The following is a 19251-nucleotide window of genomic DNA, read 5'->3' as shown; positions in this document are numbered from 1 at the left end:
GATGGACGACCCGGAGCAGGTGCGGGCCCGCCTGGAGGAGACGGGGTACCTCGTCGACGAAGGGCTGGCCGTCACCTGTTTCCTGGCCTTGAGGCTGCACCGGCCGCTGTTCTGCGAGGGCGACGCGGGCGTGGGCAAGACCGCGCTCGCCTCCGCCCTCGCCGGGGCGCTCGGCGCGCCGCTGATCCGACTGCAGTGCCACGAGGGCATCGACGCATCACAGGCCCTGTACGACTGGGACTTCCCGCGCCAGCTGCTGCACCTGCGGGCCGCCGAGGCGGCCGGGATCACGGACGCGGACCGGCTGGAGGGCGAGCTGTACGACCGCCGGTTCCTCATCGCCCGGCCGCTGCTGCAGGCCCTCCAGACCCAGCCGTCGGTGCTGCTGGTGGACGAGATCGACCGGGCCGACGACGAGTTCGAGGCGTTCCTGCTGGAGCTGTTGTCCGAGTACTCGGTGACCATCCCGGAGCTGGGCACGCTGCGCGCCGAGCACCCTCCGGTCGCCGTGCTGACCTCGAACCGCACCCGCGAGGTGCACGACGCGCTGAAACGCCGGTGCCTGTACCACTGGTTCGACCATCCCTCCTTCGCCCGCGAACTCGCCATCGTGCGCCGTCGGCTGCCTCGGGTGTCGGCACGGCTGGCCGAGCAGGTCACGGCTCTGGTGCAGGCACTGCGGGGCGCCGACCTCCTCAAACCGCCCGGGGTGGCCGAGACCCTCGACTGGGCCGAGGCCCTGGACGCGCTGGGGGCGAGCGAGGTGGACGCCGAGCTGGCGGTGGCGACGCTGGGCTCGGTGCTGAAGTACCGGGAGGACACGGACCGGGCACGGGGGCTCGATCTCGCGGCGGTCCTCGCGGCCCGGGGCGGGTGACGGCCGTGGGCACGACCGGTAACGGGACAGGCCGTCCGCGGGGAGCGGACGCCGTACGGCACGAAAGCGACGCCGAACGGCCGGGGACGCAAACCGAACGGCCCAGGACGGGCCCGGAATCCCGCGGGCCGGACAGCGCACGGCTCGCGGCGAGCGGCGACGAGCGCCCGGCAGACGCCGAACGCCCAGGAGCGGACGCCGAACGCCTCGCGGCGAGCGCCGAACACCTCGGAACAAGCGCCGAGCCCCTCGGGACGGATACCGAACATTCCGGCACCCACCCCGGACACCGCAGCCCGGACGCCGAGAGGCTCGGGACAGACGCCGAACATCCGAGGACCGGACCGGGCCACCTCGGGACAGACGCCGGACGCCTCGGTGCGGACGCCGTGCTGGTCGGTTTTGTGCGGGCGTTGCGGGCGGCCGGTGTCGGGGCGAGTACCGAGCGGCTGCACGCCTTCCTGCGGGCCGTGGCCGCCCTGCGGCCGGGGGTGCGGGCGGACGTGTACTGGGCGGGGCGGGCGACGCTGTGCGGCGGGCACGACGACCTGGAGCGGTACGAGCGGGTCTTCGCCGCGTACTTCGGCGGCGCCGGCGAGCAGCCCCGTCGGCCGGTGCGTGCCGCTCCCCCGCCCCGGCTGCGGCTCGTCGCCCGGGAGGCGCCCACCGGCCCTCGTACGCCGGGCGAGGGGGAGCCGCCGGGTCCACCGGTCGCCGCGCTCGCCAGCTCGGCCGAGGTGCTGCGGCACCGCGACTTCGCCGCGCTGGGCCCGGCCGATCGGGCCCAACTGCGCCGTCTGCTCGCCGCGTTCGCCCTGGAGGGGCAGGCGCGTCGCTCGGCGCGGCGCAGGCCCGCCCGGCGCGGCGAGGTCGACCCGCGGCGCACCGTACGGGAGTTGCTGCGGCAGGGCGGGGAACCGGCCCGGCTGCGCCGGCACGCGCGCGTGGAGCGGCCCCGCCGAGTGGTGCTGCTCGTCGACGTGAGCGGCTCGATGGCGCCGTACGCCGACGCGCTGCTGCGGTTCGCGCACGCGGCGGTGCGCGCGGGCCGCACGGAGGTGTTCACCGTCGGCACCCGGCTGACCCGGGTGACCCGCGAACTCTCGCACCGGGACCCCGACCTGGCGATGGCGGCCGTCGCGGCGGCCGTGCCCGACTGGCGCGGCGGCACCCGGCTCGGCGAGCTGGTGCGCGAGTTCCTGAACCGCTGGGGGCAGCGCGGGATGGCGCGCGGCGCGATCGTCGTGCTGCTCTCGGACGGCTGGGAGCGCGGCGATCCGCAGCTGCTCGGGCAGCAGATGCGGCGGCTGCACGCCCTGGCCCACCAGGTGGTCTGGGCCAACCCCCGCAAGGCCCGCCCCGGTTACGCGCCGCTGGCGGCGGGGATGGCGGCGGCGCTGCCCAGCGTGGACGCCTTCGTCGCGGGGCACAGCCTGGCGGCGCTGGAGCGGCTGGCGGCGGTGGTGCGCGGTGCGCAGAGCGCCGCGGCCCCGGTGAGAGGAGCGGATGGTGCGTGACATCCTGCCGGCGCTGGCGCACTGGCACGCGGCCGGGATCCCGTTCGGGCTGGCCACGGTCGTCGCGGTCAGCCGCAGCGCGCCGCGCGGCCCCGGTGCCGCCATGGCGGTGGGCCCGGAGGACGAGGTCGTGGGGAGCGTGTCCGGGGGCTGTGTGGAGGGCGCGGTGTTCGAGCTCGCCCAGGAGGTCGTGGCGAGCGGCGAGGCGCGCCTCGCGACCTTCGGCTACAGCGACGAGGACGCGTTCGCGGTCGGGCTGACCTGCGGCGGCGAGATCACCCTGCTGGTGCGGCCGGTGACCCCGGAGTCGGACCCGGCGTTCGGCGCGGTCGCCGCGTCGGTCGCCGGGGGCGAGCCGGTGACCGTGGCCACGGTGGTGGACGGACCGGCGCCGCGCGGCGCCACGCTCGTGGTCTGGCCGGACCGGGCGGCGGGCACGCTCGGCACGAGCGGCCTCGACGTCGCCGTCACCGCCGACGCGCGCGGCGAACTCGCGCTCGGCGCCTCGGCCCTGCGGCACTACGGGCCGCACGGCGAGCGCCGCGAGGACGCCGTCACCGTGTTCCTCCAGTCGTTCGCCCCGCCGCCGCGCATGCTGGTCTTCGGCGCGATCGACTACGCGGCGGCCGTGGCGCGGATCGGCGACTTCCTCGGCTACCGGGTCACCGTGTGCGACGCCCGCCCGGTCTTCGCCACACCCAAACGGTTCCCGGCGGCCGTCGAGGTCGTGGTCGACTGGCCGCACCGCTATCTCGCCGGCACGGACACCGACGACCGCACCGTGCTCTGCGTCCTCACCCACGACCCGAAGTTCGACGTGCCGCTGCTGCAGGAGGCCCTGCGCCGCCCGGCCGCCTACGTCGGCGCGATGGGCAGCCGGAAGACCCACGAGGAGCGACTCGAACGCCTCGAGGAGGCCGGCCTGACGCAGGCCGAGCTGTCCAGGCTGCGTTCACCGCTCGGGCTCGACCTGGGGGCCCGTACGCCCGAGGAGGTCGCCGTGTCCGTCGCCGCCGAGATCGTCGCGCTGCGCTGGGGCGGCAGCGGCGCGCCCCTGACCACCACCGCCGGAGCCATCCACCCGCCCGCCGCCTGACGATTCCGGAAGGAGCCTGTCATGGAACTGCACCACGAGTTCACCGTCCCCGTCCCGGTGGACGACGCCTGGCACGTACTCCTCGACATCGAACGGGTCGCGCCCTGTCTGCCGGGCGCGGTGGTGGAGGACTACGACGGCAAGACCGTGACCGGCTCGGTGAAGGTCAGGGTCGGCCCGGTCACCGTGACCTATCGGGGCACGGCGGTCTTCGAGGAGCAGGACGGGTCGGCGCACCGGATGGTGCTCACGGCGAGCGGCCGGGAGACCCGGGGGCAGGGTACGGCCAGGGCGACGGTCACCGGCACCCTGACCGAACGCGACGGCGGCACGGCGGTGTCGGTGCGGACCGACCTCACGGTGACCGGCCGCCCCGCGCAGTTCGGCCGGGGCGTGCTGGCGGAGGTCGGCGACCGCCTGGTGGGCCAGTTCGCGTCCTGCCTGGCGGACCGCCTGTCAGAGCCGACGCCGGCCACCGAGGAGCCACCGCAGCCGTGGGACGAGCCGGAGCCGCTCGACCTCCTGCGCACGGCCGGCCTGCCGGTGGCCGAGCGAGCGGCGATGGTGGCCGCGGTGGCCGTACTGGCATGGGCGGCGGCAAGGCTGCTGCGACGCGGGCGAAGGAGGCTCACTGCCCGGCGCCGGTGAGGGGCAACTCCCCGAGAGGCTCGGGGCTGTGCCGATTTACGGCTGCGCATCCGGCGGTTCGGACGTCACCCTGGACGCGCGCGTGCAGATGCTGGTCGTGCCATCCGTCGGCGTGCAGCAGAGCGCTGCGCTGGGTGCCCTCCAGCGCGTACCCGGCCCTCATAGCCACCCGGCACGACGCCGGGTTGGCCGTGGCGTGGCACAGCCGCAGCCGGTGCAGGCCGAGGTCGTCCAGGGCCCACCGGCCCAGCCGCCGCACCGCCGCCACGGCGACCCCGCCGCCTCGGGCCTCGGGCAGCAGCCAGTAGACGAGTTCGGCAGTGCCGCCCGCGAGGTCGACGTCGTTCAGCCCGATGAGCCCGACGGCCGGGCCGCCGGGCCGGGCCACGGCCCACACGGCGCCGGTCTCCGCCCGCCACCGCTCGTGCATGCGCGCGATCCGCTGCCGGGCCTCGTCGAGGCCGCCGACGGTGAACAGGTTCCACTGCCGGATGGCCGGATCCTGCCCGGCGGCGAGCAGCGTGCCGGCGTCGCCGGCGCTCCAGGGCCGCAGTTCGAGGCCACCGGTTGTCAGTGGCAGGACGGGCTGCGTCTGCCCGGCCATGCGGCCTGCCGGTACGACGGCGGGTGTGCCGGAGCTGTCGATCATCCAGGGATGATGGCAGACGCTCCCCGACGCTGTGGCAGACGGTGCAGGGTCACGTCGGTGAGCGTGCCGTCGGCGAGGGTGGCGGTCATGTACGTGCAGTGGGGCTGGCGGCGGCGGTCGGTCGGTGAGCCGGGGTTGAGCAGGCGCAGGCCGGTCGCGGCGGTGGTGTCCCAGGGGACGTGGCTGTGGCCGAAGACCAGGACGTCGAGGTCGGGGAAGCGGGCGGCGCAGCGGGCCTCGCGGCCCTGGGCGGGGCCGGTCTCGTGGACGACGCCGAAGCGCAGGCCGTCCAGTTCGGCGTACGCCACCTCGGGGAGCCGGGCCCGCAGCCGGGGGCCGTCGTTGTTGCCGTAGACCCCGACGAGCCGGCCGCTGCGGCTCTCCAGCAGGTCCAGGGTGGCGGTGTCGACCCAGTCCCCGGCGTGGAACACGACGTCCGCGCACGGGAGTTCGGCCAGCAGCGGCTCGGGGAGCCGTTTGGCGCGCTTGGGCAGATGGGTGTCGGACATGAGCAGGAGGCGCACGCGGTCAGCCTAGGCGGCTCGGGAGATCAGACGGCGCAGCCCGCGTACGGCGCCCAGTGCCGCGGCGCCGGTGCCGAGGGCCGTGGCGGCGGGGTGCCGGGCGAGGGTCTGCTGCCAGGAGCGGGGGTGGGCGCTGTCGTCGAAGGCGCCGTGGGCACCCTGGTCCTCGGCGGGGTCCCGGTCCACGGGTGCGAAGAGGTTGTCCAGGCCGGCGGGCGGGATGCGGTCGGTCTGCTGGGAGTCGTAGCCGGTGCGGGCGAGGTAGCGGTCGAGCAGGGCCGGGGCGAGCCGGTTGGCCCAGATGGTGGCCACGGTGCCGGCGCCGACGTAGTACTGCTTGCGGCGCGGGTGGTCGGCCGCGTACAGCACGCCCCGGGCGGCGACCTCGGGCTGGTAGATCGGCGGCACCGGCATGGGGTGCCGAGAGAGACGGGAGCGGACCCAGTCGAACTGGGGGGTGTTGACCGCGGGCAGCTGGACGACGGTGACGCGGACGTGGCTGCCGCGGTGCAGCAGTTCGGTGCGCAGCGAGGAGGTGAAGCCGTTGATGGCGTGCTTGGCACCGCAGTACGCGGACTGCAGCGGGATCGACCGCTCCCCGAGAGCCGAGCCGACCTGCACGATCGTGCCCCGGTCGCGGGGCAGCATGCGCCGCAGGGCCGCGCGGGTGCCGTTGACGAAGCCGAGGTAGGTGACGTCGGTGACCCGCCGGAACTCCTCGGAGGTGATCTCGTCGAACGGCGCGAACACGGTCGCGAAGGCGCAGTTGATCCATACGTCGAGCGGGCCGAACTCCTTCTCCGCGGTGTCGGCGACGGCCTCCACCTGGGTCTGGTCCGTCATGTCTGCCGCTCGGACGAGGGGGCGTCCGCCGAGGGCCGCGACCTCGTCCGCCGCCGCCTGCAGGCCGCCCTCGCCGCGCGCGACCAGGACGACGTTCGCGCCGCGCCGGCCGTACAGTCGGGCGGTGGCGCGCCCGATCCCGGCGCTGGCGCCGGTGATGACGACGGTCGAAGGCATGGTCATCTCCCTTTCTCGCACGGTGGTTTCACACGGTGGCCTCACTCCACGCGGTACGGCGCGGCACGTTCCTCCACGAGGGTCAGCCCCAGTCCGGGTGCCCCGTCGGCGCCCGGCGTGATGCTGCCGCCGGCGGGGTCGAGGGTGCCGTCGAAGAGGAGCCGCTCGATGCGGACGTGGTCGTGGAACCACTCGAGGTGGCGCAGATTGGGCACGGCAGCGGCGGCGTGCGCGTGGGCGTGCGGTGCGCAGTGGCCGGAGACGTCGATCCCGCGTGCGTGGGCGAGCGCGGCGACGCGCAGCCAGACGGTGATGCCGCCGCACCGGGTGACGTCCGACTGGAGGCAGTCGACGGCCCCGGCGGCCAGCATGTGCTCGAAGTAGGGCAGGGTGTAGCCGTACTCGCCGGCGGTGACGTCCATCGGGAGGCGGCCGCGGAGGTCCGCGAGCAGGGTCAGGTGGTCGGAGGAGACCGGTTCCTCGAACCAGGTGACGCCCCGGTCCGCGAGCGCCGCGCCGATGCGTCCGGCCTGTCCGCCGGTGTACCCGCCGTTGGCGTCGACGTACAGCTCGGCCGTGTCGCCGACGCTCGCCCGTGCGCGGGCGACCCGTTCGAGGTCACGGGCCTCGCGGCTGCCCCACGACTCGCCGATCTTGATCTTGACGCGGGGGATGCCCTCCTCCTCGGTCCAGCCGCGCAGTTGGCGGTCCTGGCGCTCGGCGCCGTAGGTGGTGAAGCCGCCGCTGCCGTAGACGGGCACGTCGTCGCGGGCGGCGCCGAGCAGGGCGACGAGGGGGAGGTCCAGCAGGCGGGCCTTGAGGTCCCACAGGGCGATGTCGACGGCGGCGACCGCCTGGGCGGCCACGCCGGGCAGTCCGGCGTTGCGCACCGCCCGGCACATGCGCTCGTTGGCGCGCGGCACGTCGAGGGCCGGCAGGCCGGTGACGGTGCCGGCGAGGAGTTCGCGGACGACGTGGGCACCGGCGGCGGGGGCGTAGGTGTGGCCGAGGCCGGTGGTGGTGCCGGAGCGGACGGTGACCAGGACGAGGGTGGTCCTGTCCCAGGCGAGGGTGCCGTCCGCCTCGGGGGCGTCGGTGGGCACGGTGTAGACGGCGGTGTCGACGTCGTCGACGGTCGGCCGGTCGCTCACGTTTCGCCTCCTCACGCCCGCCGCCGCGCCCCGAGCACGGCGCCGCCCGTGGCGAGTGCGGCGAGGGTCGCCGTCGTCGCCCAGCGGGCCGTGCGCGAAGGTTCGGGTGGGCGGTCGGCCAGGCGTTCCGGGTGGTCGCCGGGCAGGTTGCCGTCGAGAGCGAGCGCCAGGGCCTCAGCGAGGTGCAGGGCGCGGCGGCCGGTGCCGCCGTCCTCGATCTGGGTGCGGCAGCTGAAGCCGTCGGCGAGGACCAGGCTGTCCGGTGCGGCGGCGCGCACGGACGGCAGCACGCCCAGTTCGGCGACGGCCATGGAGACCCCGTGGTGGCCGCGTTCGAAGCCGAAGTTGCCGGCGAGTCCGCAGCAGCCCTCGTCGAGGACGTCGGCGTCCAGGTGGGCACGGCGCATCAGTTCGCGGTCGGCGTCGAACTTCATGACGGCGTGCTGGTGGCAGTGGGTCTGCACGGTGGCCTCCCGGGCGAGCTGCGGTGGCCGCCAGGCCTCGGGGCCGTGGTGGACGAGTTGTTCGGCGAAGGTGCGGACCTGTCCGGCCAGTCGCCGCACGTCCTGGTCGGCGGGCATCAGCTCGGGGGCGTCGGCACGGAAGACGGCCGTGCACGAGGGTTCGAGGCCGATGACCGGGGTGCCCGCCTCCAGGTAGGGGCGCAGCACCGCGAGGGTGTGGCTCAACACCTTCTTGGCGACGGCGAGTTGGCCGGTGGAGATCCAGGTCAGGCCGCAGCACACCGGCTCGGTGGGGACGGCGACCCGGAAGCCCGCGTCCTCGAGGACCCGTACGGCCGACTTCGCGATCGCGGGGTGGAAGTAGGTGCTGAAGGTGTCGGGCCACAGAACGACGGTGCGCGGGTCGGCCGGGTCCGGCTGTTCCCGTCCTCGGGCCCGCCACCACTGGACGAAGGACTCCTCGGCGAACACCGGTGCCGGGCGGGCGCCGTCGACGCCGGCCAGCCGCTTGCCCGCGCGGGCGAGGCCGGGCGCGTGCAGTGCGGAGTTGACCAGGGAAGGGGCGATGCGGGAGAGCCGGGCCCAGAGCGGGAGCCAGCCCATGGAGTAGTGGGCGGCGGGACGCATGCGGCCCTCGTAGTGGTGGGCGAGGAACTCGGCCTTGAGGGTGGCCATGTCGACGCCGGTCGGGCAGTCGGACCTGCAGCCCTTGCAGGCCAGGCACAGGTCGAGCGCGTCGCGTACGGCGGTGGAGCGCCAGCCGTCCTCGATCGCGGAGTCGGCGTGTCCGCCGAGCATCTCGAACAGCAGCCGGGCCCGGCCGCGGGTGGAGTGCTCCTCCTCCATGGTGGCCCGGTAGGAGGGGCACATCACGCCGCCGGAGTGGCTGCGGCAGTTGCCGATGCCGACGCAGCGCATCACCGCGCGGTTGAAGGAGTGCTCGTCCTCGGGGAAGCCGAAGTGGGTCGAGGGGGTCGCGGGGCGCCAGCCGGGGCCGAGGCGCAGTTGCCCGTCGACGGGGTTGGGGCGGACGACCTTGCCGGGGTTCATCCGGTCGCGGGGGTCGAAGAGGGCCTTCAGCTCGCCGAAGGCGGTCACGAGCCGCTCGCCGAACATGCGGGTGAGCAGTTCGCCGCGGGACTGGCCGTCGCCGTGCTCGCCGGACAGGGAGCCGCCGTAGGAGGCGACGAGGTCGGCGGCGCGTTCCACGAAACGGCGGAAGCGCGCCACGCCGTCGGCGGTCCGGAGGCCGAAGGGGATGCGGGTGTGGACGCAGCCCTGCCCGAAGTGGCCGTACAGGGACGGGTGGTCGTATCCGAACTCCTCGAACAGCCCCTTCAGGTCGCGCAGATAGTCGCCGAGCCGCTCGGGCGGTACGGCGGAGTCCTCCCAGCCCTCCCAGGTCTCCCGGTCGTCCGGCGGCCGGGCGGTGACGCCGAGTCCGGCCTCGCGGGCCTTGAGCATCTTCTCCTCGCGCCGGGGGTCGTCGGAGAAGGCGACGCTGCTCTCCTTCTCGTCGCGGCCGATGGCCCGGAGCAGGGCGTGGGCCTGCTCGTCCACGTCCTCCTGGCTGTCGCCGCTGTACTGCACCATCAGCCAGCTGGCGCCCTCGGGGAGGGCGTCGAGCGAGTCGAGGTAGGCACCCTCCTCGCGCATCAGCTGCGCCATGCGGTCGTCCAGCGCCTCCAGTTGGGAGGGCGAGCAGTGCGCGAGCAGGTGCGGCACGTCGTCGGCGGCGGAACAGATGTCGTCGTAGCCGAGGACCAGCAGCGACTGGTACGGCGGCACCGGGACGAGGTCGAGTTCGGCGCGCAGGACGGTGACCAGGGTGCCCTCGCTGCCGACGAGCGCCTTGGCCACGTCGAAACCGTTCTCGGGCAGCAGCGAGTCGAGGTTGTAGCCGGACACCCGGCGCGGGATCTTCGGGTAGCCGCGGCGGATGTCGGCGAGGTACTCGCCGGCGATGCGGTCGAGGCCGCCGTAGAGCTCGGCGAGCCGGCCGCCGCCGCTGACGATCCGGGCCCGTTCCTCGGGCGGGGTGGGGCCGGTCCAGGCGCGCTGTCCGTCGTAGGTGAGGATCTCCAGGCGCCGGACGTTGTCGACGGTCTTGCCGTAGGCCTGCGCGGAGGCGCCGCAGGAGTTGTTGCCGATCATGCCGCCGAGCGCACAGTGGGTGTGGGTGGCGGGTTTGGGCCCGAACTGCAGCTTGTGCGAGGCGAGTTGGCCGTTGAGTTCGTCGAGGACGATCCCGGGCTCCACCACGCAGGTGCGCCGCTCGGGGTCCACGGAGATCAGCCGGGTGCAGTACTTGCTCCAGTCGATCACCACGGCGGTGTTGGTCGACTGACCGGCCAGACTGGTGCCGCCGCCCCTTGAGAGGACGGGGGCGTCGAAGCGTGCGCACACCGACAGCGCCCGGGCGCCCGCCTCGACGGTGCGGGGGACGACGAGGCCCAGGGGGAGCTGCCGGTAGTTGGAGCCGTCCGTGGCGTAGGCACCGCGGCTGCCGGCGTCGAAGCGGACCTCGCCGTCCACCTCGGCGTGAAGAGCCGCCTCCAGGCCGGACGTGTCCGGTGGGGTCATCTGTGCTCCTTGCGTTCACCGTCGTGCTGCCCTGTCCGAGGACGGGCGAGTACCCGGCAAGCAGTCAGGCAAAACTGAACAGCCCAGGCTGGACAGTTTCGGCTGTCGGTCCTAGGGTGGGCGGCATGGCTGACATCTCCGACTCCGCCGCCCACGCCGCGCGCGATCTGCGCGTGGTGTTCAGCCGGTTGCGGCGCCGTATCCGCGAGGTCGCGCAGGACACCGACCTCAGCCCGTCCCAGGAGTCGGCGCTCACCCTGGTCGGCAAGCACGGCGCCGCCACGGCCAGCGCGCTCGCCGCCGCCGAGGGCGTACGGCCGCAGTCGATGGCGACCACACTGGCCGCGCTGGACCAGCACGGTCTGATCCGGCGTGCCCCCGACCCCGAGGACGGCCGCCGCCAGCTGGTCACCCTGACCGACGCCGGGCGGGCCCGCATCGAGGGCAACCGCCAGGTCCGCGAGGAGTGGCTGGCGCGCGCCTTCCAGGACCGCTACACGGAGGAGGAACGGCAGACCGTCCTTGCGGCACTGGAGCTGATGGAACGGCTGTCCCGGCCGTGACACCGAGGCTCACCGCACGCACCGACAGGGCCGTCCGGCCCGCCCCCGCCGGGTTCGACCGCCGGCTGATCCCGCCGATGCTGTTCGGCTCGGTCCTCAACCCGGTCAACTCCTCGATGATCGCCGTGGCCCTGGTGCCGATCGGCGTCGCCTTCGGGGCCCCGCCCGCCGAGACCGCCTGGCTGGTCTCGGCGCTCTATCTGGCCACGGCCGTCGGACAGCCCGTCATCGGCCGCCTCGTCGACATGTACGGTCCGCGCCGGCTCTACCTCGCCGGTACGGCCCTGGTCGGCGTCGCCGGTCTGCTCGGCGCGCTCGCGCCGACGCTGGGCGCGTTGATCGCGGCGCGGGTTCTCCTGGGCTTCGGGACCTCGGCGGCGTACCCGGCGGCCATGCGGCTGACCCGCCGCGAGGCCGAACGCACCGGACAGGACAGCCCCGCGGGGGTGCTGGCCGCGCTGGCCGTCGCCAACCAGACGGTGGCCGTCGTCGGGCCCGCGCTCGGCGGCCTGCTGATCGGCCTGGGCGGCTGGCGCGCCGTGTTCACCGTCAACGTGCCGCTCTCGGCGGTCTGCCTGGTGCTCGGCACACTGCGACTGCCCCGGTCCGATACCCGGCGGCGGGCCGTCGACGTGCCCGGCATGGCGTTGTTCGCGCTGCTGCTGGTCGCGCTCATGCTGTTCCTGATGGAGCCGCGCACCGGCCGCTGGTATCTGCCGGTGCTGTCGGCCGTCGCCGCCGCCGGATTCGCGGTGCGCGAGCTGCGGGTGCCGGACCCGTTCATCGACCTGCGCGTCCTCGGCGGCAACGGCCCGCTGCTCGCCACCTACCTGCGCCAACTGCTCGCCTACACCACCTCCTACGCCTTCATGTACGGCTACACCCAGTGGCTGGAACAGGGGCGCGGGCTCGGCGCCTCCACCGCCGGGCTCGTCCTGCTGCCGCTGCCGGTGTCCGCGCTGATCGTGTCCACGCTCACCGGCCGCCGGGAGGCGGTGCGAGCCAAGCTGCTCGTCGGCTCCGCGCTCCAGGTCGCGGGCTGCGCCCTGCTGCTGCTCGTGCGCGCCGACAGCGCGCTGTGGCTGCTGCTCGCGGTCGGCGCGCTGCTCGGCATCCCGCAGGGCCTGATCGGCCTGGCCGCGCAGAACGCCCTGTACCGGCAGGCCGATCCGGAGCGGATCGCCTCCGCTGCCGGGCTGCTGCGGACCTTCATGTACCTCGGCGCGCTGGGCGCGTCCGCCGCCACCGCGGCGTTCTACCCGCACCGCGCCGACACGGCCGGGCTGCACGGCCTGGCCCTGTTCATGCTCGCCGGCTCCGCACTGCTGCTGGCGACGACCCTGCCGGACCGCTCCCTCGGCCGGCCGGGCACCTCCACCCCCCGAACCACCGGAAAGGCCTGACCGACTCATGTCGCTCACCACGCTCGACCCCCGTACCGCCCTCGTCGCGATCGACCTGCAGAACGGCATCGTGGGCATGCCGGTCCAGCCGCACGCGGCCTCGGACGTCGTCTCCCGCACGGCCGAGCTCGCCGACGCGTTCCGCGCGCAGGGACTGCCCGTGGTCCTGGTCCGGGTCTCCTTCGCACCCGACTGGGCCGACGCCGTGCCCGGCCGCACCGAGCACCAGGCGCGCGGGCTCGCCTTCCCTGAGGGCTGGGACGTCCTCGTCGACGAGCTGTCCGGCCACCCCGGCGACCTCCGCGTCACCAAGCACAACTGGAGCGCCTTCCACGGCACCGACCTGGACGTCCAGCTGCGCCGCCGCGGCATCACCCAGATCGTGCTGACCGGCATCGCCACCAGCATCGGCGTGGAGTCCACCGCCCGCGACGCCTACGCCCACGGCTACCACGTCACCCTGGCCACCGACGCGATGTCCGACTCCGTCCCCGAGGCGCACGCGAACAGCGTCGAGCGGATCTTCCCGCGGCTCGGCGAGAGCGGCACGACCGCCGAGATCCTGGAACTGCTCGCCAAGACCCACGCCTGACCGCCCGGCCCGGCCCCTCGCGGCGGGAGCGGGGTGCCCGCACGCCCGCGCGAGGGACCGGGTCGGCATTCGGCCACGCCCACCCGTGCCACAGGGCAACGGCAGGCGGACAAAGGCGCTTGGGACTGCTTCGCCTCGCTGCTGCGCGAGCTGCGGAACGCCCTGTGGCGCACGGACTTCGTCCTTCCCGCGGACGAACCCTGAAACTGCCCCGGCACCACCCGGTATGCTGCGCCGGCTGCTGCGCAGGGCACGGCGCCTGCCCGGTGGCGTACGGGGAACGCGGACGACCACGACGACGACCACGACGACACGGAAGGCATGACGGCGTGCGGCAACTGGGGATAGGTGACGCCTGGGTGCTGGAACCCCAGGCGTTCCCGGACGACCGGGGCAGCTTCCACGAGTGGTACCGGGGAACGGAGTTCCGTGAGGCCACCGGCTACGACCTCGGCCTCGCCCAGGCCAACTGCTCGGTGTCCCGGCGGGGCGTGCTGCGCGGCATCCACTTCGCCGACGTGCCGCCCGGCCAGGCCAAGTACGTCACCTGTGCGCGCGGAGCCGTCCTCGACGTGGTCGTGGACATCCGCATCGGCTCCCCGACCTACGCGCAGTGGGAGGCCGTACGACTGGACGAGGACACCCGGCGGGCGGTGTTCCTCGCCGAGGGCCTCGGGCACGCCTTCATGGCGCTCACCGACGACGCCACGGTGGTGTACCTGTGCTCGGCCGGGTACGCCCCGAAGCGCGAGCACGGCCTGCACCCGCTCGACCCGGCGCTGGGCATCGCCTGGCCGCAGGGCATCGAGCCGGTGCTGTCGCCCAAGGACGCCGAGGCGCCCTCGCTGGCCGAGGCGGAGCGGTCCGGGCTGCTGCCCACGTACGCGGACTGCTCAGCCCACTACCAGCGGCTGCGCTCAGGGGAGTTCAGCGGCTGACGGCGTGCGGGCCAGTGGGCCGCGCGGCGGCGAGTGACCCACCGGGCCCTGCTGCGGGTCCGGGACCTCGAACCCCACGATGGGGCGGCGTAGTTGCTCAGTCCTCGCCCCGCACGATGTTCTCCTCCGAGCCGGTGCCCAGCCGTCGCGCGGAGCCACGGTCCACGACGGCCGGGAGACAGGTCCGCACTCCCCGGTTCCGCCGCCTGCGAGCCTTCGCCCAGCCGGTCTCGGCGTAGGGCACGGACGGTTTCTCAGTGGGATGCGCGATCACGTCGTCCATCTTCCTTCTGCGTCGTGCGCCGGCCGGGACCGGTCGGTCGGCCCCGTGTGGGCCGTGTGCGATCTGTGCGTCACCGGGTCCCCGTGCCCCCACTCCCGTAAACGCCGCGCCCGCTCAGGTCCGGCCGCCGCCCCCGCCGCCGAACGATCCGCTGGAACCGGGCGACCAGCGCGGGCGCCGCTGGTCAGCGGCGCGCCGGCTGCGGATGTTGCCGACCTGGTAGGGGGTGAGCCGCTCGCTGTCGTCAGCGGCCCGGGGCACCTCGTCGGGTTCGCGCATCTCGCGGGTCTCGTGGACGGGTCCGGTCGGTGGCAGGCGGGGCTGCTCGTCGGGTCGCGGCGGAGCCGGTTCGCGCCGGCGCACCTCGAAGCCGAGCCGGAAGGCCCAGAGCAGTCCCGCGACGCAGACGACCCCGGCGAGCAGGATGAGCACGTACCCGAACACCTGGGGGCCCGTGGCGGCTGTGTGCATGGCGGAGTTCATGGCCGTCGGGTACCCGGCCGAGCGGCGGATACGACCCCGGCCGTGAGGGCGTGGCGCACGGGAGGCCGAAGGTCACGCGGAGTAGCGTCATCCGGGATGACAGAACTACCGGAAATGTCGGACACTCACGAGGTCGTCGCGCGGTACACGGCGCCCGCCCCGCGTCCCGGCCGGGCCCTGCTGCGCTGGGTCTCCACCGCCGACCACAAGGTGATCGGCCGGCTCTACATGGTCACGGCGTTCTGCTTCTTCCTGCTCGCGGGGCTGCTCGCCCTCGGAATGCGCGCGGAACTCGCCCGGCCGGGTCTGCAGTTCCTGAGCGAGCACGGCTACAACCAGTTCTTCACGGTCCACGGCACGATCATGATGCTGCTGTTCGCGACCCCGATGTTCGCCGGGTTCGCCAACGCCATCATGCCGCTGCAGATCGGCTCGCCGGACCTGGCCTTCCCGCGGCTGAACGCGCTGTCGTACTGGATGTTCCTGTTCGGCGGCCTGATGGTGGTCTCCGGCTTTCTGGTGCCCGGCGGGGCGGCGGCGTTCGGCTGGTTCGCCTACGCACCGCTGAACAGCGCCTACTTCTCCCCGGGCGCGGGCGGCGACCTGTGGGCGATGGGCCTGGTGGTCTCGGGTGTGTCGACGACGCTGACCGCGGTGAACTTCATCGCCACGATCCTGTCCCTGCGGGCGCCGGGCATGACGATGTTCCGGATGCCGATCTTCACCTGGAACGTGCTGTTCACCTCGATCCTGATCCTGCCGGCGTTCCCGGTGCTCACGGCGGCGTTGCTGGCGCTGGAGGCGGACCGCAAGTTCGGGGCGCAGGTCTTCGACGCGGCCGACGGGGGCGCGCTGTTGTGGCAGCACCTGTTCTGGTTCTTCGGGCATCCGGAGGTCTACATCGTGGCGCTGCCGTTCTTCGGGATCGTCTCGGAGATCATCCCGGTGTTCTCCCGCAAGCCGCTGTTCGGCTATCTGCCGATGATCGGGGCCACGATCGCGATCACCATGCTGTCGGCGGTGGTGTGGGCGCACCACATGTTCGCCACCGGCGCGGTGCTGCTGCCGTTCTTCTCCATCATGTCGTTCCTGATCGCGGTGCCCACGGGCATCAAGTTCTTCGCGTGGATCGGCACGATGACGCACGGCTCGCTGTCGTTCGAGACCCCGATGCTGTGGTCGATGGGCTTTCTGGTGTCGTTCCTGCTCGGCGGGCTGAGCGGGGTGCTGATCGCCTCCCCGCCGCTCGACTTCCATCTGACCGACAGCTACTTCATCGTGGCGCATCTGCACTATGTGCTGTTCGGCACGGTGGTGTTCGCGATGTTCGCCGGCTTCTACTTCTGGTGGCCGAAGTTCACGGGCAGGATGCTGGACGAGCGGCTGGGCAAGGTGCACTTCTGGCTGCTGTTCCCGGCGTTCCAGCTCACCTTCCTGGTGCAGCACTGGCTCGGCGAGGCCGGCATGCCCCGCCGGTACGCGGACTATCTGCCCGAGGACGGCTTCACACTGCTCAACACCCTGTCGTCGGCGGGCGCGTTCCTGCTGGGCGTCTCCACCCTGCCGTTCCTCTACAACGTGTGGCGCACCGCCACCAAGGGCCGGAAGGTGACCGTGGACGACCCGTGGGGATGGGGGCGCGGCCTGGAGTGGGCGACATCCTGCCCGCCGCCCCGGCACAACTTCGTGGCGCTGCCCCGGATCCGCTCCGAGTCCCCGGCCTTCGACCTGCACCACCCGGAGATCGAGAGCCCGGCCGGAGAGGAGCCGGCCCGGTGAAGGCGGAGGCGATGCTGTTCGGCGGGGTCGCGGCGTTCTTCGGCGGGTCCGCGGCGCTGTACGGGATCTGGTCGCAGGACGAGACGGGCACGGTCGCGCTGGTCGTCGCGTGCGCGATGGCGGGACTGGTCGCGTTCTTCTGCCTGATCCAGTACCGGCGCCGGGGGACGCGGGCCCAGGACCGCACCGAGGCGGAAGTGGCGGACGCGACCGGGCCGGTGGCCTTCTTCCCCGACGAGTCCCTGTGGCCGATCGTCACCGCGCTGGGCTTCGCGCTGACGGCGACCGGCGTGGTCTACGGACTGTGGCTGTTCCTCATCGGCCTGGGCGTTCTGGCGCGCGGGGTGTTCGGGATGGTGTTCCAGTACGCGCACCGGTGAGCGGTCTGCGCGGGGCGCCGGGCCGGAACGTCTCCGCGGGCTCGTGATCGGTCTCGTAACCGCCGGTGACACTCTGCCGGATCTCGCCCGTGGGCACGCCCTCGGCCAGCCGCTCGTTCTCGGCTGCCGTCAGCGCCCGGCACAGCCACCGGGCGACCAGGAAGGCGAGGACCGGGGCCACGACGAAGGCGACGCGCAGCACCCAGGTGATGGCGTTGACGGAGACGTGGAAGGTCTGGGCGATGACGTCGTTGCCGCCGGCCAGCAGCAGCACGCCGTACCAGACCGTGCCCGCCACGCCGAGGCCGGTGCGCACCGGCCGCTCGCGGGGCCGGTCGCACAGGTGCCGCTCGGCCCACCACTCCCCTGTCAGCCGCTGCTCGACGAACGGATAGGCGTACAGCACGGCGAACAGCAGGCCGGGCAGGACGACCGCCGGGAGGAGGACGTTCCACATGAGGGTGTGCCCGGCGAAGTCGGTCTCCCACGCCGGGACCAGCCGCAGCGCACCCTCCAGGAAGCCGACGTACCAGTCGGGCTGGGAGGCGGTGGAGACCTGGTCGGGGCGGTAGGGGCCGTAGTTCCAGACCGGGTTGATCTGGGCGATGCCCGCCAGCAGCACCAGGACGCCGGCGACGATGACGGCCAGGCCGCCGGAGGAGCCGGTGAACTGCGGGAAGAACGGCTTGCCGACGGCGTTGCCCTGGGTGCGGCCCGGTCCGCGCCACTGCGTGTGCTTGAGGTGGACGACGAGGATCAGGTGCGCGGCGACCAGGGCGACGAGCAGGCCCGGCAGCAGCAGGATGTGCAGCGGATACAGGCGGGTGATGATGTCGTGGCCCGGGTACTGTCCGCCGAAGACGAAGAACGCCACGTACGTTCCCACGACGGGGATCGAGAGCATGATGCCCTGCGCGATGCGCAGTCCGGTGCCGGAGAGCAGGTCGTCGGGGAGCGAGTAGCCGGCGAAGCCCTCGGCGAGGGAGACCGCGAACAGGGTCACCCCGATCGTCCAGTTCAGCTCGCGCGGTCGGCGGAAGGCGCCGGTGAAGAAGATCCGCAGCAGGTGCGCGCCGATCGCGGCGACGAAGACCAGCGCGGCCCAGTGGTGGGTCTGCCTCATCAGCAGTCCGCCGCGCACGTCGAAGCTGATGTACAGGGTGGAGTCGAAGGCGGCGGACATGCGCACTCCCTGCAGCGGCACAAAGGAGCCCGCGTAGACGACCTCGCGCATCTCCGGCTGGAAGAACAGGGTGAGCCAGACCCCGGTCACGATCAGCACCAGCAGGCTGTACAGGGCGAGTTCACCGAGCAGGAACGACCAGTGGTCGGGGAACGCCTTGCGCAGCAGCGGGCCGCCCTCCAGGACGGGCAGCCGGGAGTCCGCTGCGTCGACGAGCCGCTCGGCGCGGCGGCCGGCACGGCTCATGCGTCCTCGGACTCCGCCGCCGCACGGGCCACCTCGGCCTCCACGTCGGGCCGCGGCCGGCCCGTCTCCCTCGCGAACTCGCTCAGCGCGGTCTGGAGGTCCCGGGCCAGGTCACGCCAGGCACGCAGGGCGGTTTCGTACGTGCCCGACTGGGCGCCGGTCATCCGCCGCTCGGCCGGCGGGCCGTAGGCGTCCCGCAGTTCCTCGACCGTGGCGTGGGCCGCGTCGGCCGCGCGCTGCTTCTGCACGAGTTCGTCGAAGGTGTGTGCCACACCAATCGACCCTAGGCACCCCTCCCCCGATGCGCCTCCCCAAGCCTCACCGACCGGCACGAAACGCACCCGTGTGGCCGTCAGACGCGGGCACGCCGGTGAGCTGAGGGTGCGGCACCGACGAGGCACTGAGCCAGGGGTGCGGTGCTGACGGGGGCTGCCGGCCGCGGGTACGGCACTGACGGGCGGTGAGCCGCGGTACGGCACCGACGGGGGCGGCGAGCCGCGGGTCCGGCACTGACCGGGGGCGGTGCGGCGGAGGTGCGTCAGCTGCTGCAGGCGGGGCCAGCTGTGGTCGTCGGGCGGCGCGGGCGGGGGCTGATCGGTCCTGGCGGTCAGCCCCCGCGACGCGGCCGGTCACGGCCGTCGGCCACCGCAGACGCGGGCAGCCCAGGACGTCAGGCGCCTTGGGCACGGCCGGCGCAAACCGTCAGGCGCCGCACGCGGGAGCCGGTCCGACACCATCGGGCGCCGCACACCGGGCCGCTCCCGGCCGTCAGGCGCCGCGGGTGGGAGCCGGTCCGACACCATCGGGCGCCGCACACCGGGCCGCTCCCGGCCGTCAGGCGCCGCGGGTGGGAGCCGGTCCTGGCGTCATCA

General features: G+C 73.6%; 19 protein-coding genes. 10 read left to right on the top strand and 9 right to left on the bottom strand.

Going from position 1 to position 19251, the window contains the following annotated elements; genetic code table 11:
* Nucleotide 1 precedes the first annotated feature (1 nt).
* The 4 genes from ACWGJ5_RS01835 to ACWGJ5_RS01820 all read left to right on the top strand — a co-directional run bounded on the left by ACWGJ5_RS01835 (nt 2) and on the right by ACWGJ5_RS01820 (nt 4138).
* On the top strand, nt 2-877 hold the full coding sequence (locus ACWGJ5_RS01835; protein ID WP_453307818.1) for an AAA family ATPase: 876 nt from the start codon (nt 2-4) through the stop codon (nt 875-877).
* A gap of 389 nt (nt 878-1266) precedes the next feature.
* Nucleotides 1267-2394, top strand: a complete 1128-nt coding sequence (locus ACWGJ5_RS01830) for a vWA domain-containing protein (RefSeq protein WP_453308257.1) — start codon at nt 1267-1269, stop codon at nt 2392-2394.
* Entirely contained in the window at nt 2387-3490 is a 1104-nt protein-coding gene (locus tag ACWGJ5_RS01825) for an XdhC family protein (protein ID WP_453308256.1), read from the top strand. Before ACWGJ5_RS01830 ends, ACWGJ5_RS01825 begins: the two co-directional genes overlap by 8 nt.
* A gap of 21 nt (nt 3491-3511) precedes the next feature.
* Nucleotides 3512-4138, top strand: a complete 627-nt coding sequence (locus ACWGJ5_RS01820; protein WP_453307817.1) for an SRPBCC family protein — start codon at nt 3512-3514, stop codon at nt 4136-4138.
* Here ACWGJ5_RS01820 and ACWGJ5_RS01815 read toward each other — a convergent pair.
* From ACWGJ5_RS01815 to ACWGJ5_RS01795, 5 genes are read right to left on the bottom strand one after another with little or no spacing between them, the layout of a single operon-like run.
* Nucleotides 4119-4787 (bottom strand): GNAT family N-acetyltransferase, encoded by a 669-nt coding sequence (locus tag ACWGJ5_RS01815; protein ID WP_453307816.1) that lies wholly within the window; start codon nt 4785-4787, stop codon nt 4119-4121. The two genes, ACWGJ5_RS01820 and ACWGJ5_RS01815, sit on opposite strands and share 20 nt — an antisense overlap.
* A complete protein-coding gene (locus tag ACWGJ5_RS01810; RefSeq protein WP_453307815.1) occupies nt 4784-5311 on the bottom strand; it encodes a metallophosphoesterase family protein in 528 nt (175 codons plus the stop codon). The genes ACWGJ5_RS01815 and ACWGJ5_RS01810 overlap by 4 nt, the downstream gene beginning before the upstream one ends.
* A 9-nt stretch (nt 5312-5320) precedes the next feature.
* Nucleotides 5321-6331 (bottom strand): SDR family oxidoreductase, encoded by a 1011-nt coding sequence (locus ACWGJ5_RS01805; RefSeq protein ID WP_453307814.1) that lies wholly within the window; start codon nt 6329-6331, stop codon nt 5321-5323.
* 41 nt (nt 6332-6372) lie between these two features.
* Nucleotides 6373-7482: an enolase C-terminal domain-like protein gene (locus ACWGJ5_RS01800; RefSeq protein ID WP_453307813.1), complete on the bottom strand. Its 1110-nt coding sequence runs from the start codon at nt 7480-7482 to the stop codon at nt 6373-6375.
* Nucleotides 7483-7493: 11 nt separating this feature from the next.
* Nucleotides 7494-10529 (bottom strand): FAD-binding and (Fe-S)-binding domain-containing protein, encoded by a 3036-nt coding sequence (locus ACWGJ5_RS01795; protein WP_453307812.1) that lies wholly within the window; start codon nt 10527-10529, stop codon nt 7494-7496.
* 125 nt (nt 10530-10654) lie between these two features.
* On the opposite strand from ACWGJ5_RS01795, the gene ACWGJ5_RS01790 reads away from it, so the two are divergent.
* The 4 genes from ACWGJ5_RS01790 to rfbC all read left to right on the top strand — a co-directional run bounded on the left by ACWGJ5_RS01790 (nt 10655) and on the right by rfbC (nt 14025).
* A complete protein-coding gene (locus ACWGJ5_RS01790; protein WP_453307811.1) occupies nt 10655-11092 on the top strand; it encodes a MarR family winged helix-turn-helix transcriptional regulator in 438 nt (145 codons plus the stop codon).
* Complete coding sequence (locus tag ACWGJ5_RS01785; protein ID WP_453307810.1) at nt 11089-12495, top strand: MFS transporter; 1407 nt, start codon at nt 11089-11091, stop codon at nt 12493-12495. Before ACWGJ5_RS01790 ends, ACWGJ5_RS01785 begins: the two co-directional genes overlap by 4 nt.
* 7 nt (nt 12496-12502) lie before the next feature.
* Nucleotides 12503-13087 carry a hydrolase gene (locus tag ACWGJ5_RS01780; protein WP_453307809.1) on the top strand — a complete coding sequence of 195 codons (585 nt, stop codon included), beginning with the start codon at nt 12503-12505 and terminating at the stop codon, nt 13085-13087.
* A gap of 329 nt (nt 13088-13416) precedes the next feature.
* Nucleotides 13417-14025 carry a dTDP-4-dehydrorhamnose 3,5-epimerase gene (gene rfbC / locus ACWGJ5_RS01775; RefSeq protein WP_453307808.1) on the top strand — a complete coding sequence of 203 codons (609 nt, stop codon included), beginning with the start codon at nt 13417-13419 and terminating at the stop codon, nt 14023-14025.
* Between the two features lie 97 nt (nt 14026-14122).
* Here the strand turns inward: rfbC and ACWGJ5_RS01770 are convergent, their stop codons facing one another.
* Nucleotides 14123-14308 (bottom strand): hypothetical protein, encoded by a 186-nt coding sequence (locus ACWGJ5_RS01770; RefSeq protein WP_453307807.1) that lies wholly within the window; start codon nt 14306-14308, stop codon nt 14123-14125.
* Between the two features lie 114 nt (nt 14309-14422).
* Entirely contained in the window at nt 14423-14791 is a 369-nt protein-coding gene (locus ACWGJ5_RS01765) for a DUF6479 family protein (RefSeq protein WP_453307806.1), read from the bottom strand.
* Nucleotides 14792-14905: 114 nt separating this feature from the next.
* On the opposite strand from ACWGJ5_RS01765, the gene ctaD reads away from it, so the two are divergent.
* Entirely contained in the window at nt 14906-16570 is a 1665-nt protein-coding gene (gene ctaD / locus ACWGJ5_RS01760) for an aa3-type cytochrome oxidase subunit I (RefSeq protein WP_453307805.1), read from the top strand.
* The gene (gene ctaF, locus ACWGJ5_RS01755; protein ID WP_453307804.1) at nt 16567-16950 is read left to right on the top strand and encodes an aa3-type cytochrome oxidase subunit IV; all 384 of its coding nucleotides are present in this window, start codon (nt 16567-16569) and stop codon (nt 16948-16950) included. Before ctaD ends, ctaF begins: the two co-directional genes overlap by 4 nt.
* On the opposite strand, the gene qcrB is transcribed toward ctaF, so the two are convergent.
* Both qcrB and ACWGJ5_RS01745 read right to left on the bottom strand, forming a co-directional pair.
* Complete coding sequence (gene qcrB, locus ACWGJ5_RS01750; RefSeq protein WP_453307803.1) at nt 16886-18379, bottom strand: cytochrome bc1 complex cytochrome b subunit; 1494 nt, start codon at nt 18377-18379, stop codon at nt 16886-16888. The genes ctaF and qcrB overlap by 65 nt on opposite strands.
* Nucleotides 18376-18651 carry a hypothetical protein gene (locus tag ACWGJ5_RS01745; RefSeq protein ID WP_453307802.1) on the bottom strand — a complete coding sequence of 92 codons (276 nt, stop codon included), beginning with the start codon at nt 18649-18651 and terminating at the stop codon, nt 18376-18378. Before ACWGJ5_RS01745 ends, qcrB begins: the two co-directional genes overlap by 4 nt.
* Between the last annotated feature and the right edge of the window lie 600 nt (nt 18652-19251).

It is taken from the genome of Streptomyces sp. NPDC054783 (assembly GCF_053611725.1).
Note: the sequence above shows the minus strand (reverse complement) of the source record. Positions and strands in the feature narration are given on the sequence as shown.

Excerpts from the sequence above, each read along its gene's own strand:
- ACWGJ5_RS01770 (WP_453307807.1), bottom strand. The coding sequence starts at position 14,308 with ATGGACGACGTGATCGCGCATCCCACTGAGAAACCGTCCGTGCCCTAC.
- ACWGJ5_RS01765 (WP_453307806.1), bottom strand. The coding sequence starts at position 14,791 with ATGAACTCCGCCATGCACACAGCCGCCACGGGCCCCCAGGTGTTCGGG.
- ACWGJ5_RS01820 (WP_453307817.1), top strand. The coding sequence starts at position 3,512 with ATGGAACTGCACCACGAGTTCACCGTCCCCGTCCCGGTGGACGACGCC.
- ACWGJ5_RS01780 (WP_453307809.1), top strand. The coding sequence starts at position 12,503 with ATGTCGCTCACCACGCTCGACCCCCGTACCGCCCTCGTCGCGATCGAC.
- ctaD (WP_453307805.1), top strand. The coding sequence starts at position 14,906 with ATGTCGGACACTCACGAGGTCGTCGCGCGGTACACGGCGCCCGCCCCG.
- ACWGJ5_RS01815 (WP_453307816.1), bottom strand. The coding sequence starts at position 4,787 with ATGATCGACAGCTCCGGCACACCCGCCGTCGTACCGGCAGGCCGCATG.
- ACWGJ5_RS01805 (WP_453307814.1), bottom strand. The coding sequence starts at position 6,331 with ATGCCTTCGACCGTCGTCATCACCGGCGCCAGCGCCGGGATCGGGCGC.
- ACWGJ5_RS01790 (WP_453307811.1), top strand. The coding sequence starts at position 10,655 with ATGGCTGACATCTCCGACTCCGCCGCCCACGCCGCGCGCGATCTGCGC.
- qcrB (WP_453307803.1), bottom strand. The coding sequence starts at position 18,379 with ATGAGCCGTGCCGGCCGCCGCGCCGAGCGGCTCGTCGACGCAGCGGAC.
- ACWGJ5_RS01835 (WP_453307818.1), top strand. The coding sequence starts at position 2 with ATGGACGACCCGGAGCAGGTGCGGGCCCGCCTGGAGGAGACGGGGTAC.
- ACWGJ5_RS01795 (WP_453307812.1), bottom strand. The coding sequence starts at position 10,529 with ATGACCCCACCGGACACGTCCGGCCTGGAGGCGGCTCTTCACGCCGAG.